This is a genomic window from Kocuria sp. CPCC 205235 (assembly GCF_040980905.1).
In the GTDB taxonomy this organism is placed as follows: domain Bacteria; phylum Actinomycetota; class Actinomycetes; order Actinomycetales; family Micrococcaceae; genus Kocuria; species Kocuria carniphila.
In genome coordinates this window covers 1-16,812 of sequence record NZ_JAVKPR010000018.1, presented here as the reverse complement: position 1 = coordinate 16,812, position 16,812 = coordinate 1, and the positions used below count along the sequence as shown (strand labels likewise).

Genomic DNA, 16,812 nt, shown 5'->3' with positions numbered 1-16,812 from the left:
TGTGATGACTCCCGCGTGCACTCGTGGCCGCGCTGGTCACCGCAGACGTCAGCATCGTCTACAGAACGGAACTCCGTGATTCTCTCCGCCCAACTTCTTGCACAGGCCCAGCAGTCAGGTGGCGGCGGAACCGCATGGTTCTTGCCCGTCATGCTCGTGGTCATGGTGTTGCTGCTGTGGCTGCCCATGCGCCGACAGAAGAAGGCGCAGGCTCAGATCAAAGCCAAGCAGGCGACCATGGAGCCCGGTACCCGCGTCATGACGAGCTTCGGTCTCTACGGAACCGTCCTGTCGATCGACCGTGATGAGAACAAGGCTGTGCTGGAAGTGGCTCCGGGAACTTCGGTCACCGTGCACACCCAGACCGTGACGACCATCCTCGATGAACCCACCACCGAGAACGCCGCCCAGAATGCGGCTATTGCTCAAGACGGTGCAGTGGACGGAGAGGGCTCCACGGCTGCAGGTGGTGCACGGGAATCTATCCGTGACCGCGAGCACGATCTGCCCGGTGACAATGTCCCCGGTGACACGGCAACCGGTGAGAACCTGCCGGGTGATGATTCCTCGCGCGGAACCTGGCGTGACAACCGCCGCGATAACGACACCAACTAAAGAAGTGCGTGAGACACGGGCCGAGAGCATCGGCCCGTTTCTCATGACCGGACCCGGTGCGGCGAGTTGGCTGGCCGCGCTCACCGTGCGTTGTTGAAGGACAGACATGGCATCAGACAAGGACACCTCGGGCCGTTCGGGCGCCGATGAGTCGAAGACATCCCCCTCGAAAGCGGCGTCCCGTGCGCCTCGTACGGTGCGCTCGGGATCCCAGGCGGCCGTGAGTACGGCCAAGCGCGGACTCGTGGCGCTCGCCGTGCTGACCATCGCCCTGGCGGGCATCCTGATTTACGGTGTCACCACCGATCGGACCGGGTGGGATCCCAAGCTGGCCTTGGATCTAGAGGGCGGCACGCAAATGGTGCTGTCCCCGGAGCTCCAGGAGGCCCAGGACGGTCAGGAGATCACGCAGGAACAGCTGGACCAGGCTGTGGAGATCATCCGCCAGCGCGTGGACGGTACCGGTGTCTCGGAGGCCGAGATCAGCACCCAGTCGGGTTCGAACATCGTGGTGTCCATGCCCGGTGTTCCTTCCTCCGAGACCCGTGATCTGATTCAGACTTCGGCGCAGATGGCGTTCCGCCCCGTGATCACCACCGCTGAGGGCACACCCACGCCCGAGGAACAACGCACCCCGGTCGAAGATATTCCGGAACCGGATGCAGAGCCCACCGACTCCTCGGATCCAAACTGGGTCACCCCGGAACTTGTCAAGGAGTTCGAGTCCCTGGACTGCGCCGCGCAGCGACCCCAGGAAGAGCGCAAGGCACAGGACCCCGAGAAGGCCGTCGTGGCCTGCGATCCGGCCAACAACGCCAAGTACATCCTGGGCCCGCTCGAGATCCCCGGTACGGACATCGACGACGCCTCCTACGGAATGGCGAACAATCAGCAGGGCATGTCCACGGGGCAATACGCCGTGAACCTGCAGTTCAACTCAGAGGGAACCGAGACGTTCAAGGAACTCTCCGAGCGCCTGTACCAGATCGGTCAGGCACAGCAGGGCGACCCCCGGTCCCAGTTCGCCATCCTTTTGGATGGCACCGTGATTTCGGCGCCCTCCATGAACGCCGTGATCAACGACGGCAGCGCCCAGATCACCGGTTCCTTCACGGAGGAGGATGCGCGCTTCCTCTCCGAGCAGCTCAAGTACGGTGCCCTTCCCGTGAGCTTCAGCATCGAGTCCGAGCAGCAGATCTCTGCGACTCTCGGTAGCAACCAGCTGCGCATGGGCATCATCGCGGGCCTGGTGGGGCTGGCGCTGGTGTGCGTGTACTCGATGTTCCAGTACCGCTGGTTGGGTCTAGTGACCATCTCGTCCTTGTTGGTGGCGGGCCTGATCACCTACTTCGCGATCACCCTGCTGGGGTGGAGCGCCAACTATCGCCTGTCACTGGCCGGTGTGGCCGGTCTGATCGTGGCCATCGGCCAGACCGCCGACTCGTTCATCGTGTACTTCGAACGCATCAGGGACGAGATTCGCGCGGGCAGAAGCATCCCCGCCGCGGTGGATCACGGCTGGAAACGCGCACGGCAAACCGTGATCGCCGCCAAGGCCGTGAACCTCCTCGCGGCAGTCGTGCTGTACTTCGTGGCCGTGGGCAACGTGCGAGGATTCGCATTCACCCTGGGCCTGACGGCGATCGCCGACTTGCTCGTGGTCTTCCTGTTCACCCACCCGGTCATGGTGCTGCTGACTCGCACCAAGTACTTCGGCGGGGGTGCCAAGAACTCGGGTCTCGATCCCGAGGCGCTCGACGCCGTGCCGTTCTACCGCGGCGCGGGACGCGTTCGTAGCCCCGAGGGCAGCGACGGACTCACGATCGCCGAGCGGCGTCGTCGTCAGAAGGCCGCCGAAACCCAGGGCGACGGCGCCGCGGACGGAGCAGACGTATCCGGCGGTTCCAGCGCGGTGGACCAGACCGAACAGACCGAGGGGAGCACCCGATGAGCAACCGACTTGCACGCTTCGGTAACGACCTGCACAGCGGTCGTAAGTCCTACCCGTTCGTTGAGAAGCGCCGGTTGTGGCTCTCTTTGACCGTGGCACTCGTAGTGCTGTCCCTGCTGATCCCGGTGGTCAAGGGCGGCTTCAATCTGGGCATTGATTTCACGGGCGGCTCGGAATTCACGGTGTCCGGTATCGAGAACACGGATGTCCAGACCGGCGAGCAGGCCGTGGCGGAATCCTCTGACGCCAGCGGCGTGACCGTGACCAACATTGCGCCCGGCACGGTGCGCGTGCAGACCGAACAGCTCGACGACGACCAGACTCTGGCCGTCAAGGACTCCCTGCAAGAGGCGTACGGCGCCTCGGACGACCAGGTGACCTCGAACTTCGTGGGCCCCACATGGGGGCAGGGAGTGACCCAACAGGCCCTGTGGGGGCTGTTGATCTTCGTCCTGCTGGCCACGGTGCTCATGGCGCTCTACTTCCGCACGTGGAAAATGTCCGTGTCGGCGGTTGCCGCGATGATGGCCACGATCGTGATCACCGCCGGCGTGTATTCGCTGGTTGATTTCGAGGTCACCCCGTCCGCCGTGATCGGCTTCCTGACCGTGCTGTCCTACTCGCTGTACGACTCCGTGGTGGTCTTCGACAAGGTGCGTGAGAACACCAAGGGGTTGTTGAGCGGCGCGGCACCGGAAGAGCGGGCCAAACGGACGTTCTCGGAACAGATCAACCTGGCGGTCAACCAGACCTTGGTCCGTTCGATCAACACCTCCATCGTGGGAATCCTGCCCGTGGGTGCCATTCTGTTCATCGGTGCCTATCTGCTCGGCGCGGGAACGCTGAAGGACCTGTCGTTGTCGCTGTTCGTGGGCATCATCGTGGGTACGATCGCCACCATGTTCGTGGCCGCGCCCCTGTACTCCTGGCTGCGCGGACTCGAACCGGCCGTGCGTGACCAGGAACGCAAGGTTCTGGACGCCCGCCAGACCGACGGCGCTCCGGTGACCGCGGATCCGGTCCAGGCCGGGCCGCGCGAATAACGCGCCGCACCTCCGTTACACTCGCCCCCGTACCGTAAGGTGCGGGGGCGTGCTATTAGACTTGGCTACTTAGCGCACCGGGCGCAGAGATCCCGTCCCGGCCAGCGGTGATCCGTGAGGAGGCTGTGGACCCATGACGACAGAGTCAGACGCTCAGAGTGCAAAGAATTCCGTGCCGCCCAACCCACAGGACCCCCCGGCGCTGCCTGCCAATTCGAGAATCGAGACCGCGGGAACCCATTTTGTGTTGCCCGCCTCCCGTCCGGTCTTCGGACGCGCGGTGTTCCCCGGTCGCAGCGAACGCACCCGCTCGACACTGTCCGTGCTCTCCGGTGAATCGGTGCCCCGATCGCCCGTTCTGGTGCCACTGTTACGCACGGTGAGTGCGACGCACCCTGACGAAGATCTGGACGTCCTGCAACGCGCTTTTGCCGTAGCGGACTCGTACCACGAAGGGCAGAAGCGCAAGTCCGGTGACCCCTACATCACCCACCCGGTGGCCGTGACCACGATTCTCGCGGAGCTGGGCATGACCGGCGCCACCCTTGTCGCTGGGCTCCTGCACGACACCGTGGAGGACACCGACTACTCGCTCGAACAGCTCACTAAGGACTTCGGTGAAGAGGTCGCCACGCTCGTGGACGGAGTGACCAAACTCGACAAGATCCACTACGGCGAGAACGCCCAGGCAGAGACGGTTCGCAAGATGATCGTGGCCATGGCCAAGGACATTCGCGTGCTGGTCATCAAGTTGGCCGACCGGCTGCACAACGCACGCACGTGGCGGTTCGTCTCATCCTCGTCGTCGTCCAAGAAGGCCCGCGAAACCCTTGAGATTTTCGCCCCGTTGGCCCACCGACTGGGTATGAACACCATCAAATGGGAACTCGAGGATCTCTCCTTCTCCGCGCTGTACCCCAAGGTCTACGACGAGATCGTTCGCATGGTGGGGGAGCGCACGCCGGAGCGCGAACGCAACCTAGCCACGATCCGCGGTCTGATCGCGGCGGAGCTGGACAAGTCCGGCATCGACGCCACGATCACCGGTCGGCCCAAGCACTATTACTCGATTTACCAGAAGATGATCGTGCGGGGTAAGGATTTCGACGAGATCCATGATCTGCAAGCCGCGCGCGTGCTCGTGAACTCGGTGCGTGAGTGCTATGCCGCCCTCGGTGTGCTGCACGCGAAGTGGAGCCCGTTGCCGGGCCGCTTCAAGGACTACATCGCGATGCCCAAGTTCAACATGTACCAGTCGCTGCACACCACGGTGATCGGTCCCAACGGGCGGCCGGTGGAGATCCAGATCCGCACCCACGAGATGCACCACCGTGCCGAGTACGGTGTGGCCGCTCACTGGAAGTACAAGAACCAGGTCAACCAGGCCAATTCTGCCACACCCAAGGCCAAGGAAGGCGAGCTCAACTGGCTCAGCTCGTTGGTCTCGTGGCAGGAAGAAGCCAAGGACTCCTCGGACTTCTTGGATTCGTTGCGGTACCAGATCAACACGGCCGAGGTGTACGTCTTTACGCCCAAGGGTGAGGTCATGGCGCTGCCCACCGGGTCCACCCCGGTGGACTTCGCCTACGCCGTGCACACTGAGGTGGGTAACCACACGATCGGCGCCCGGGTCAACGGCAAATTGGTGCCGCTGTCCTCCAAACTCCAGCACGGTGATCGTGTGGAGATCCTGACGTCCAAGTCCGAGTCGGCATCGCCGTCGCAGGACTGGCTCAAGTTCGTGGGTTCGCCGCGGGCGCGCACCAAGATCCGCCAGTGGCATTCGAAGGAACGCCGCGAGGAAGCCATTGAGCGCGGGAAGGACCTGCTCACCAAGGCGCTGCGCAAGCACCACTTGCCGCTGCAGCGCACGGTGACGCACGAGTCTCTCGTATCGGTCGCACAGGACTTCAACCGGTCTGACGTCGCCGCGCTGTACGAGGCGCTCGGAAACGACGCGGTCAACGCTCAGCAGGTCGTCGAGAAGCTCATCGAGCACCACGGTGGCGCGGAGGGCACCGAGGAGGACTTCGCCGAGACCACCAAGGTCACCGCTCCGGCCCGGGCCACGGTGTCCGATTCGGGTGTGGTGGTCCAGGGCATGTCGGACGTGTACGTGAAACTGGCACGTTGCTGCACCCCGGTTCCGCCGGACGAGATCGTGGGCTTCGTGACCCGTGGTGCCGGCATTTCCGTGCACCGCAAGGACTGCAACAACATGAAGTCCCTGCTGTCCTCAGATGATCCGCGGGTCAAGGAAGTCAGTTGGGCGCCCACGCAGTCCTCGCTGTTCCTCGTGGAGATCCAGGTGGAGGCCCTCGACCGACACTCCCTGTTGCTCGATGTGACCCGCGTACTGTCCGAGAACCACGTGAACATCCTGTCCGCGCAGGTGCACACCTCGCGGTCACGATTGGCGATCTCCCGTTTCGCCTTCGAAATGGGAGACACCCGCTACCTGGACCACGTGCTTAACCAGGTCCGCCGGATCGATGGCGTGTACGACGTCTACCGCACCTCGGGTCAACGTCCGGTGGCTTCGTAACCGCGTTCCACGGCTCGGCCCACTTTCCGCACCCTGGCCAGAGCCTGGCGGCGGCCCGGTTTCTTGCCGACGGCCTCGAGTGCGGCCAGGACCAATTCGGGTGGGCAGTGCAGGTGCGGGGAGGCCATGAGCCAGTGCAGGGCCCCGGTGCCCTCGGAACCGGGCACGTGAAGCGCCACATCAACCGCGGTGCGCAGCGGACTGGTCACCGCCAGATCCTCGTGAACGACCCGGTCGAAGGGATTGAACGCGGTCTGATGCAGGCTGAACCCGCGGGGGAGTGTCGTGGTGGTTCGCGCGTCCTTGGCGACGAGGATGGGCAGGGGTTCAGGTACTTCCGCGCAATCGTAGAACCATGCGGCGCCGAGCCGTCCGAGCACCCCGCGACGTTGCAAATGGGCGGGAATCACCGCGCGTAGGACATGCAACTTGCTGACTCGAGTGAGCGCAGTTCCCACGGGTACGTGGGCGTCGAGCAGGATTCGGTTGAGAATCCCGTCCGAAACCATCGCGGAGAGCTCAGGACCGCTGAACGGGTGCCCGGGTCGCAAGACCGGTGTCAGCTTCGCACCGCTTCGGGGCGGTAGCGAGTGAACGGAGTCGGTGGGTTGCGGCTGCGGCGGTGTCATGACCCCATCTGAACCGATGCCGGCGGGAAAGAAAACGGGGACCGCCCCGGTTGTGGACAACCGGAACGGTCCCCGTTCGCTGTGCAGTGCGCTCAGCTCACATCAGTTCAACTCTGAAGCCGAAGCCTGCAGCGTGGCCAACCACTGCTCGCTCGTGGCCAGATCCTTCTCGAGGGTGGCGGCCTTCTTCTCGTTGCCGGAGGCACGGGCGGCCTCGATGGCGGTCTTCTGATCCGCAATCTTGTTCTCGAGCTGGGTCAACATGGAGTTGGAGCGTGCCTTGGTCTCGGGATCCGTGCGGCGCCACTGGTCGTCCTCGGCCTTCTTGACGGCGTCCTCGACGGCGCGCAGTTCGTTCTCCACGCGACGCATGTGGGCACGCGGGACCTTACCGGCTTCCTCCCAACGAGCCTGTACGGCTGCGAGCTCTTTCTTCGCCTGATCCAAATTCTTGACGGGAAGGATCTTCTTGGCCTCTGCGAGCAGCTCCTCCTTGACCACCAGGTTCGCCTCGAACTCCTGATCGATCTGTTCATTGGCGGCCTTGCGGGCGTCGAAGAACACATCCTGGGCCGCGCGGAACCGCGACCACAGGGCGTCGTCGTCCTTGCGGGACGCCCGGGGCGAGGCCTTCCAACGATCCATGAGGTCGCGGTACTTGGAGGCGGTGGGGCCCCAATCTGTCGAATTCGACAGGGACTCGGCCTCAGCGATCAGCGCTTCCTTGGCCCGCTTTGCCTTGGCGTTGGTCTCGTCCAGCTTGGAGAAGAACGCCTTGCGGTGCCGGTCGAACGTTGTGCGGGCCTTGCGGAAGCGCTTCCACAGGGATTCCTCATCAGACTTGGACAGCCGCACGCCCGAACGCTGGTGCGCCTTCCACTGATCGAAGAGTTCGCCCATGCGCTCCGACGAGTGCTTCCACTGGGTCTTCTCAGGGTCCTGACCGGCAACCTTTTCCGCGGCCTCCACGATGGCCGTGCGGTGAGCCAGCTGCTCGGCCTTGGCCTTCTGCTGCTCTTCCTTTTCACGGGTCTCGGCCTCGCCAATGGCGACATCTAGGGCATCGAGTCGCGTGGAAAGTCCGGCCAGATCGCCCACCATTCCGCGGGCGGCGACCTGCTCACGCACGTGTTCCACCGTTTTGCGCATGTCCGTGGTCGGAGCCTTGGCCGCGAGACGCTGCTCGAGCAGGTCAACCTGGGCCTCGGCATCGTCGAACTTGCGCGCGAAGTAGGCGATCGCCTCGTCCTCGGTCGCGTTCGGGAACTGGCCGCACTCGTGTTCCTCACCGTCCACGGTCACGTACACAGTGCCGTTCTCGTCCGCGCGGCCGTGCTGCTTGGCACGCGCCACGGATTCCGGAGTGGCCAGGGCGGGCTTGGCCGCTTCCTGGGCCGGCGCGGTCTGGGTCGGCGCTGACTGGGCCGGCTGAGCGGGAGCGACCACGGGTGCCGACGGCGCCGGGCCGGCAGGCGCGGGCACGGCACCCTCGGTGGCCTGGGGGACGACGTTCGCGGGCGTTGCAGGGGTGGCGGGTTTCGACGGCGCTGCAGCGGGCGGCGTCGGCGTGGGTGCTGCGGCCGGGGCAGCAGGCTTGGCAGGTTTCGCCGGGGGAGTTGGCACGGGGGCCGACTCGGGGGTCTGGGGCCGGTCGTCGGATTCAGGACGTTCTGTCACCGCTATAACTCTCTCTCCACGTCCACGACCGCGCTACGAGCCCCACAAAAGCGGGCATTCGTCACACGACGCGTGGAATCGGTCATCGATACGGCCATCCTATCGACCGCGGCGTCCTAGAATGGCAGCACACACCACGACGCCGCTCGGGGCCTTTCTATGACCAGGTCCAGGATCGCGCGCCGGGACCCCGCATTCGCACCAAGGAGAACTCACCCATGGCCCGCACCACCTCCCTGTCCGGTTTCCCCGAATGGCTTCCGGAAGAGCGGATCGTGGAGCAACACGTCCTGGACGAACTGCGGCGCACCTTTGAGCTCCACGGCTTCTCGTCCATCGAGACCCGTGCCGTAGAGACGGTCGAACAATTGCTGCGCAAGGGCGAGATCGACAAAGAGGTCTACGGCGTGTCCCGGCTGCAGCAGGACGAGGACGAGAAGTCGCCCAAGGAGGGCGCGCTCGCACTGCACTTCGACCTCACGGTTCCGTTCGCCCGCTACGTGGTGGAGAACAACGGCTACCTGACGTTCCCGTTCCGCCGTTACCAGATCCAGAAGGTGTGGCGCGGTGAGCGTCCGCAGGAGGGTCGCGCCCGCGAGTTCACCCAGGCCGATATCGACGTGGTGGGTGACGGCACCCTGGCCTTCCGCTACGACGTGGAACTGGCCCTGGTCATGATCGAAGCACTGTCACGGCTGCCCATCCCGCCGTTCGTGCTGCGCGTGAACAACCGCAAGCTCGCCGAGGGGTTCTACCGCGGCATCGGCCTGGACGACGCCCCCGCCGTGCTGCGCGAGATCGACAAGCTCGAGAAGATCGGCCGTGACGCCGTGATCGCCAATCTGCAGGCGAACGTGGGAGCAACCGCCGAGCAGGCGGCGTCGGCCCTGGATCTTGCGAGCATCCGCACCGAGGACACGTCCTTCGTGAAGCAGGTGCGCGCACTGGGCGTGAGCAACGACCTGCTCGAGGAGGGCTTGACCGAGCTCGCGGAGGTCGTGGGCGAGGCCGCCCGTCGCGCTCCCGGCAAGGTCAACGCGGACCTCTCCATCGCCCGAGGCCTCGATTACTACACCGGCACCGTGTACGAAACCGTGCTCGTGGGCCACGAACAACTGGGCTCGGTGTGCTCGGGCGGGCGCTACGAATCTCTGGCGACCACGGGCAAGAAGAACTTCCCGGGTGTGGGTCTCTCCATCGGCGTGACCCGCCTGGTCACCCGCATTCTGTCCCAGAACATGGCCAAGGCCTCGCGCGCCGTGCCCTCCGCCGTGCTCGTGGCCCTCAACGACGACGAGTCCTGGTCCGCCGCCCAGGACGTGGCCGGGCAACTGCGTGCCCGTGGCATCGCGACCGAAGTGGCGGCGTCGCCCCAGAAGTTCGGCAAGCAGATCCGCTACGCCGAACGCCGCGGCATTCCGTTCGTGTGGTTCTCGACCGTTCAGGAGGACGGCACCGTGACCCACGAGGTCAAGGACATCCGCTCCGGCGAGCAGGTCACCGCGGATCCCACGGCTTGGCAGCCCCCGCACGAGGACCTGCACCCCACGGTCGAGGCGCCCGAGACCGCCTGAGACTTGTAGACTTTCAACCAGACTGACCTGGCCACCGAGCCGCGCCCAGCCCACCGGCTGGCGAACGCACCGGTCGAGCCAACACCCCAGACATGAAAAGGTGGATATTTCTTGCTGCGAACGCACGAACTCGGATCATTGAGCGCCCAGAACATCGGCGAAACGGTCACGCTGGCCGGTTGGGTCGACCGCCGTCGTGACCACGGTGGCGTGGCGTTCGTGGATCTGCGCGACGCTTCCGGTGTGGCACAGATCGTGGTGCGCGACGAAGCAGAGTTCCACCAGCTCCGCAACGAATTCGTCCTACAGGTCACCGGCAAGGTCGAGCGCCGCCCCGAGGGCAATGAGAACCCCAACCTGCCTTCCGGTGAGGTCGAGGTCATGGTCGACGAACTGACCGTGCTCAACACCTCCGCCGCGCTGCCCTTCCAGATCGACGAGCACGTGGAGGTCGGTGAGGAAGCGCGCCTCAAGTACCGCTACCTGGACCTGCGCCGCCCCGAGCCCGCCCGCATCATGCGCTTGCGCTCCGAGGTCAACCGCGTGGCCCGCAACCTGCTTCACGACCAGGGTTTCCTGGAGGTCGAGACCCCCACGCTGACCCGTTCCACCCCCGAGGGTGCCCGTGACTTCGTGGTTCCGGCCCGTCTCTCGCCGGGCTCGTGGTACGCGCTGCCGCAGTCCCCGCAGTTGTTCAAGCAGCTGCTGCAGGTGGGCGGCATCGAAAAATACTTCCAGATCGCCCGCTGCTACCGCGACGAGGACTTCCGCGCGGACCGCCAGCCCGAGTTCACCCAGCTGGACGTCGAGGCTTCCTTCGTGGAAGAGGACGACATCATCGCCCTGGGTGAGTCGATCGTGAAGGCCCTGTGGTCGCTGATCGACGTGGACATCCCCACGCCCATCCAGCGCATGACCTACGCGCAGGCCATGGCCGACTACGGCACGGACAAGCCGGACCTGCGCTTCGATCTCAAGCTCACCGACCTGACCGAGTACTTCAAGGACACCCCGTTCCGCGTCTTCCAGGCTCCCTACGTGGGTGCCGTGGTCATGCCCGGTGGTGCCTCCCAGCCGCGCCGCCAGCTCGATGCCTGGCAGGAATGGGCCAAGCAGCGCGGCGCACGGGGCCTGGCGTACATGCTGTTCAAGGAAGATGGCGAGATCACCGGTCCCGTGGCCAAGAACATCTCCGACGAGGAGAAGGCCGGACTGGCCGAGGCCGTGGGTGCCAAGGAAGGCGACTGCGTCTTCTTCGCCGCCGGCGAGGCCAAGCCCTCCCGCGCACTGCTCGGTGCCGCGCGTGTCGAGATCGGTCACCGCACCGGCCTGATCGACGACGAGGCCTGGGCCTTCGTCTGGATCGTGGACGCCCCGCTGTTCGAACCCGCCGCTGACGCCGTGGAATCCGGTGACGTGGCCGTGGGCTCCGGTGCCTGGACCGCGGTGCACCACGCGTTCACCTCGCCCAAGCCCGAGTTCCTCGATACCTTCGACACCAACCCCGGTGACGCCCTGGCCTACGCGTACGACATCGTGTGCAACGGCAACGAGATCGGTGGCGGTTCCATCCGTATCCACCGCCGCGACGTGCAGGACCGCGTGTTCCGCGTGATGGGTTTGTCGCAGGAAGAGGCCCAGGAGAAGTTCGGCTTCCTGCTGGACGCCTTCCAGTTCGGCGCGCCCCCGCACGGTGGAATCGCTTTCGGCTGGGACCGCGTGGTGGCCCTGCTGGCCGGCACCGATTCCATTCGCGACGTCATTGCGTTCCCCAAGACCGGTAACGGCTACGACCCGCTGACCGCCGCTCCCGCGCCCATCACCGCGCAGCAGCGCAAGGAAGCCGGCGTGGACGCCAAGCCCGAGCCCAGGGGCCAGAAGGCCGATAAGGCTGCGGACAAGGCCGAGACCGATCAGGCTCAGGCCGGCGTAAAGGACGATTCCAAGTAGCACGCACGCGTCACAGTAACTTTGCCGGCCGGGGTTTGATTGCCCTGGCCGGCATTGTGCTGTCCGCCTTCTCCTTACGGCTCGCCGTGTCAGGGGTGTCACCCGTGCTGGATCGAGTGCGCGAGGACGTTGCCTTGGACGCGGCCTCCACCGGTCTGCTGGCCATGCTGCCGACCCTCGGCTTCGCTCTCACAGGTTTCTTGACTGCGGCCGCCATGCGTCGGATCAGCTTGGAGGCGTTATTGACGATTGCCAGCGCACTCGCGGCCGCGGGGCTGATTGCCCGCGCGGCCAGTTCCTCGTCCGGTCCCTTTCTGGCCTTCTCACTGTTGATTATGATTGGGCTGGGCATCGGCAACGTGACCCTGCCACCCATCATCAAGAAGTACTTCCGCGAGCACATTGCCCCGCTCACCGCGATCTATTCGATGCTCCTGGGGCTGTCCACCGCGGCCGCCCCGTTCTTCGCGGTGCCCCTCGCCGACGCCGCCGGGTGGCGTTTCTCGGTCGGGTCCTGGGCGGTTTTCTCGCTGGCAGCTTTGATCCCGTGGTTGCTCATGTGGGTGAGCGTGCGTCGGGAGGGTGCGCGAGCGGCGTCGTCGGTCGCGCCGGATCCGGCACAGGCCACGGTGAGGCCGTGGCGATCGCCGATCGGCTGGGGGCTGGTGCTGCTGTTCGTGGGAACCTCGTCCAACACGTTTTCAATGTTCACCTGGTTGCCGCGCGTGATCACGAGCTACGGATTCTCCGAGCATCAGGCTGGGCTCATGCTCGCCTATTACGCAATTTTGGGGATTCCAGTGAGCCTGGTGGTGCCGCTGTTGGTGCGTCGCCTTTCCCGGACCACCGGTCTGGGGCTCACGGCCGTGGCTCTGTACGCGCTGGGCTACCTGGGGCTGTTGTTGTGGCCGACCACGCAATGGGGGCCGCTGGATGCCGTGTGGGTGTGGATCACGATCTTCGGACTGGCGCAGGCCTCCTTCCCGCTGGCCCTGACGCTCATCAACGCGCGCACGCGCAGCACGGCCGGGGCGGGTGCACTGTCGGGATTCGGCCAGGGCGTGGGATACCTGGCCGGGTGCGTGGGACCGCTGATCTTCGGTCTGCTGTTCACATGGGGTGGCTCATGGTGGACCTCGTTCGGTTACCTGTGGCTCATGCTGATCGCCTTGACCGCGGGTGTGCTGCTGACCGGGCGCCGTCGTTTTCTGGAGGATCGCGTGGCGACCGACCGCACGGTGCAGGAGTAGGCTCGAGAACACGCTCACCGCGCGAATCACCTCCGGGGAGGTTGCCGTGTGCAGACTGTTCGGGCTCCACACCGGAGCGCAGCCGCAAACCTGCTCGTTCTGGCTGTTGAACGCCTCCGATTCACTGTCCGAGCAGAGTCGACGGCAGCCCGACGGCGCCGGGATCGGCACCTTCGATCCGAACGGCAAGCCGCATCTCGTCAGATCAGCACTCGCCGCCTACCTCGATCCCGAATTTGCGATAGCCGCGCAGGCCCTGACCGGCACGAGCTTTGTGGCCCACGTGAGATTTGCGACCGAGGGCGAGCTGAGCGTAGCCAACACGCACCCGTTCGAACAGGAAGGGCGCATGTTCGCGCACAACGGGGTGATTCGGTCTCTCAATGTGCTGGATCGGGAGCTGGACCGGCGTGACGCGACCTCTTTGGTTCTTGGCACCACCGACAGCGAGCGCTACTTCGCGCTGCTGACCTCATATCTACGGGAATTCTCGGGCGATGTTGTTCAGGCGCTCCGTGCATGTCTGACGTGGTTGGCGCAGAACGTGTCGCTGTACTGCCTGAATTGTGTCCTGGCGACACCGCAGGAGGTGTGGGCGGTACGTTACCCGGACACGAATCCGCTGTGGTACCTCAGCGGGCCCGCCGGAACGGGTTCACACCCGGCGCCGACGGGTCAGTCACCAGTACGTTTCACCTCAAGGTACTGGGCCGTGGCCGGTCTGGATCCCACGATCAATACGGTCACCGTGGTGGCCAGTGAACGCATGACGGACGATGCTCAATGGGCGATGATCTCACCGGGTTGGGCGCTGCACGCTGGTCCGGGTGATGCCTTCGAGCTGCTCGACCTGGGCTTGGGCCGGCCGCGGCGTCAGATCGGTCACGACGAGCTCGGTCACGCGGCAACGGCGCAGGGTGCAGATTGAGGCCGAGGACATCGCTCTCGCGTGTCGCGCCGCGCTCTCGCGAGAGGGGTCCTACTGATGCCAGGATGTGGCACGACTCCGCATCCATGCTGGTCTACCGGGTGTGATGAACTGAGCCCATGAGGATTGTGTTGCAAACGGTGTCCAAGGCGTCCGTCACGGTTGAGGGTTCGGTGACCGGGGAGATCACCGGGCCAGGACTGCTGGCTCTGGTGGGCGTCACCCACGACGACACCCCGGAGACCGCGAAGAAACTCGCTGAGAAAATCGCGACGCTCCGGATTCTTCCGGGGGAGAAGTCGTGTGTGGACCTGTCCGCACCCGTGCTGGCCGTCAGCCAGTTCACCCTGTACGCGGATGTGCGGAAGGGACGGCGGCCTTCGTGGTCAGCGGCGGCGCCCGGGGACGTCAGCGAGCCGATCTTCGATCAGTTCGTGGAATCCTTGCGTGGGGCCGGTTTGGACGTTGGCACCGGTGTCTTCGGCGCTCATATGCAGGTCGAGCTGATCAATGACGGGCCCGTCACCATCATCGTCGACTCCGACGAGCTGGACCGCCCGCGGAGGCAGTGAACCCTGAGCCTTCACGCGTGCCTTTGAGAAAGCGGACGGGCGGCGCAGTCTCAGGTGAGGAAAATGATGCTTGGCGGCCCCAGGGGAGGGAAAAGCGTAAAAGTAGCCGCGGATGTGCACGTTCCTCACCCCAGGCCGTACCGCTGCAGTTTCCTCACATGACACTTCTACCTTCCGTACGGATGCATGTCGGAACCTCCCGTTAGGGTCGGTGCTGTGAGCAATCCGCTGTTTGACCTGCCCGACCCGGACGAGCCCGACCGGGAAGACGATCCTGCGCCAACCCGTGGCCGTGGTCGAGCGCCTTTGGCCGTGCGGATGCGCCCGCGCACGCTGGACGAAGTGGTTGGACAGAAACATCTTTTGCGTGCCGGATCACCGTTGCGCGTATTGGCCGGAACTGATGCGGGTCCGGCCGGTCCGAACTCCATCATCTTGTGGGGACCGCCGGGAACCGGAAAAACCACCATCGCGCACGTCATTGCGCGCGGCCACGGGACCAAGTTCGTGGAACTGTCGGCGATCACAGCAGGCGTCAAGGACGTCCGCCGAGTCATGGACGAAGCGCTCACCGACCGCGATCTGCACGGGCGCAGCACCGTGCTGTTCCTGGACGAGATCCATCGTTTCACCAAGGCCCAGCAGGACGCGTTGCTTCCCGGAGTCGAGAACGGCTGGGTCATTCTGGTGGCCGCGACCACGGAGAATCCGTCCTTCTCGGTGATCTCACCGCTGTTGTCCCGCTCGTTGATGCTCACCTTGCAGCCACTTGAACGCTCCGACATCCACGAACTGCTCGATCGCGCCGTGACCGACCGGCGCGGCCTCAACGGTGAGGTCACACTCGACGACGACGCCAGGAACCACCTGCTCGACATGGCCGGCGGTGACGCTCGCAAGGCACTGACATCGTTGGACGCCTCCGCGGGAGTGGCCTTCTCTCACACCCGAAATGCCGCAGCTGCCGAAGGGGAGTCCGATGGCGGTGGGGCGCCCCTCGACAGCGGGGACGCCAAGGAAGGCGCGGTGACCAACGAAGACTCGGGACCGAGCGCCGTCGGCCCCGTGACCATCACCCTGGAGCACGCGGAGGAAGCGCTCAATCGCGCTGCCGTGCGGTACGACAAGCAGGGCGATCAGCACTATGACGTGATCAGCGCGTTCATCAAATCCATCCGTGGCTCAGATGTGGATGCTGCCATGCACTACCTGGCGCGCATGATCGAAGCGGGGGAGGACCCACGATTCATCGCCCGGCGACTGATCATTTCTGCTTCCGAGGACATCGGCATGGCGGACCCGACAGCGCTGCAAACCGCGGTCGCAGCGGCACAAGCGGTGCAGCTGATCGGCATGCCCGAAGGGCGTATCCCGCTGGCTCAGGCGGTCACGCATTTGGCTACATCGCCCAAGTCCAATGCCTCATACATGGCCATCAATGAGGCCATCGCGGATGTTCGCGCGGGCAAGGCCGGGCCGGTTCCGATGCATCTCAGGGACGGCCACTACAAGGGTGCGGCCACCCTGGGACACGGGGACGGCTACCTGTACGCCCACGACCAGCCCAATGCCGTGGCCTCGCAGCAGTACCCGCCGGACGAGCTGGTGGGCCGAGACTACTACCGGCCCACGCCGTACGGTCACGAGAAACAACTTGCACACCGAGTAGAGATCCTGCGCGGCATGGTCCGTGATGAATAGCTTTCAACTTCAGATGAATACAGAGAATCCTTGAGCACAGGGAAGAAGCGGTAGGCACTTGAAGGCCCAGCTTAAAAGGCTGGTAATTGTCGATTTTATATGCACAATTAATTTATGACTCGCATGAATCAAGAGATCCTTCGCCCCATTGTGGTGGGTGCTTACGCGGCCATTCCATCGGATCAGAAGAACCAGGAAATGTTTTATGACCTGCTCGCACGACATGGAAAGGCCACGGCACTAGAGATTCCGTTCCGGGACGGATTTGTGGACCCAATTGAATGGTTGGCCCGGCAGATGAAAAGGGGCTCTTCAGGATCCAGGGTGTAGTCGCGGCCTGAACCCGCCGGTCTCCAGGAGCGATCTGGCGATGTAGT

Annotated in this window: 13 protein-coding genes; 11 read left to right on the top strand and 2 right to left on the bottom strand. The window is 64.6% G+C overall.

The features are described from left to right. The first annotated feature begins 75 nt into the window (after positions 1-75). From yajC to RF638_RS11980, 4 genes are all read left to right on the top strand, one after another. Positions 76-615: a preprotein translocase subunit YajC gene (gene yajC, locus RF638_RS11995; protein ID WP_259913256.1), complete on the top strand. Its 540-nt coding sequence runs from the start codon at positions 76-78 to the stop codon at positions 613-615. A 106-nt stretch (positions 616-721) separates the two neighbouring features. Further along, the gene (gene secD / locus RF638_RS11990; RefSeq protein WP_368842122.1) at positions 722-2,566 is read left to right on the top strand and encodes a protein translocase subunit SecD; all 1,845 of its coding nucleotides are present in this window, start codon (positions 722-724) and stop codon (positions 2,564-2,566) included. Next, a complete protein-coding gene (secF, locus tag RF638_RS11985; protein WP_129701626.1) occupies positions 2,563-3,609 on the top strand; it encodes a protein translocase subunit SecF in 1,047 nt (348 codons plus the stop codon). The genes secD and secF overlap by 4 nt, the downstream gene beginning before the upstream one ends. A 133-nt stretch (positions 3,610-3,742) precedes the next feature. After that, the gene (locus tag RF638_RS11980) at positions 3,743-6,154 is read left to right on the top strand and encodes a bifunctional (p)ppGpp synthetase/guanosine-3',5'-bis(diphosphate) 3'-pyrophosphohydrolase (RefSeq protein WP_095798043.1); all 2,412 of its coding nucleotides are present in this window, start codon (positions 3,743-3,745) and stop codon (positions 6,152-6,154) included. Here RF638_RS11980 and RF638_RS11975 read toward each other — a convergent pair. Continuing rightward, positions 6,133-6,783, bottom strand: coding sequence for a hypothetical protein (locus tag RF638_RS11975; protein WP_129701624.1), 651 nt, complete (start codon positions 6,781-6,783; stop codon positions 6,133-6,135). The two genes, RF638_RS11980 and RF638_RS11975, sit on opposite strands and share 22 nt — an antisense overlap. Before the next feature lie 102 nt (positions 6,784-6,885). Further along, positions 6,886-8,460, bottom strand: coding sequence for a DUF349 domain-containing protein (locus RF638_RS11970; protein ID WP_315276627.1), 1,575 nt, complete (start codon positions 8,458-8,460; stop codon positions 6,886-6,888). 218 nt (positions 8,461-8,678) lie between these two features. Here RF638_RS11970 and hisS point away from each other — a divergent pair, with 218 nt between their 5' ends. From hisS to RF638_RS11935, 7 genes are all read left to right on the top strand, one after another. After that, a complete protein-coding gene (gene hisS / locus RF638_RS11965) occupies positions 8,679-10,034 on the top strand; it encodes a histidine--tRNA ligase (RefSeq protein ID WP_129701622.1) in 1,356 nt (451 codons plus the stop codon). Positions 10,035-10,145: 111 nt separating this feature from the next. Beyond that, the gene (aspS, locus tag RF638_RS11960; RefSeq protein WP_368628930.1) at positions 10,146-11,984 is read left to right on the top strand and encodes an aspartate--tRNA ligase; all 1,839 of its coding nucleotides are present in this window, start codon (positions 10,146-10,148) and stop codon (positions 11,982-11,984) included. A 56-nt stretch (positions 11,985-12,040) separates the two neighbouring features. Further along, on the top strand, positions 12,041-13,234 hold the full coding sequence (locus RF638_RS11955) for an MFS transporter (protein WP_368842132.1): 1,194 nt from the start codon (positions 12,041-12,043) through the stop codon (positions 13,232-13,234). Between the two features lie 46 nt (positions 13,235-13,280). Then, complete coding sequence (locus RF638_RS11950; RefSeq protein ID WP_368630472.1) at positions 13,281-14,162, top strand: class II glutamine amidotransferase; 882 nt, start codon at positions 13,281-13,283, stop codon at positions 14,160-14,162. A gap of 119 nt (positions 14,163-14,281) precedes the next feature. After that, on the top strand, positions 14,282-14,734 hold the full coding sequence (gene dtd / locus RF638_RS11945) for a D-aminoacyl-tRNA deacylase (RefSeq protein ID WP_368842121.1): 453 nt from the start codon (positions 14,282-14,284) through the stop codon (positions 14,732-14,734). 237 nt (positions 14,735-14,971) lie between these two features. Beyond that, a complete protein-coding gene (locus tag RF638_RS11940; RefSeq protein WP_238663231.1) occupies positions 14,972-16,435 on the top strand; it encodes a replication-associated recombination protein A in 1,464 nt (487 codons plus the stop codon). A gap of 114 nt (positions 16,436-16,549) precedes the next feature. After that, on the top strand, positions 16,550-16,765 hold the full coding sequence (locus RF638_RS11935) for a DUF4862 family protein (protein ID WP_368842120.1): 216 nt from the start codon (positions 16,550-16,552) through the stop codon (positions 16,763-16,765). The last annotated feature ends 47 nt before the right edge of the window (positions 16,766-16,812 follow it).

Bases quoted from the DNA above. Each gene is read 5' to 3' on its own strand.
- secD (WP_368842122.1), top strand. From the start codon at position 722: ATGGCATCAGACAAGGACACCTCGGGCCGTTCGGGCGCCGATGAGTCG.
- secF (WP_129701626.1), top strand. From the start codon at position 2,563: ATGAGCAACCGACTTGCACGCTTCGGTAACGACCTGCACAGCGGTCGT.
- RF638_RS11980 (WP_095798043.1), top strand. From the start codon at position 3,743: ATGACGACAGAGTCAGACGCTCAGAGTGCAAAGAATTCCGTGCCGCCC.
- RF638_RS11975 (WP_129701624.1), bottom strand. From the start codon at position 6,783: ATGACACCGCCGCAGCCGCAACCCACCGACTCCGTTCACTCGCTACCG.
- hisS (WP_129701622.1), top strand. From the start codon at position 8,679: ATGGCCCGCACCACCTCCCTGTCCGGTTTCCCCGAATGGCTTCCGGAA.
- dtd (WP_368842121.1), top strand. From the start codon at position 14,282: ATGAGGATTGTGTTGCAAACGGTGTCCAAGGCGTCCGTCACGGTTGAG.
- RF638_RS11935 (WP_368842120.1), top strand. From the start codon at position 16,550: ATGACTCGCATGAATCAAGAGATCCTTCGCCCCATTGTGGTGGGTGCT.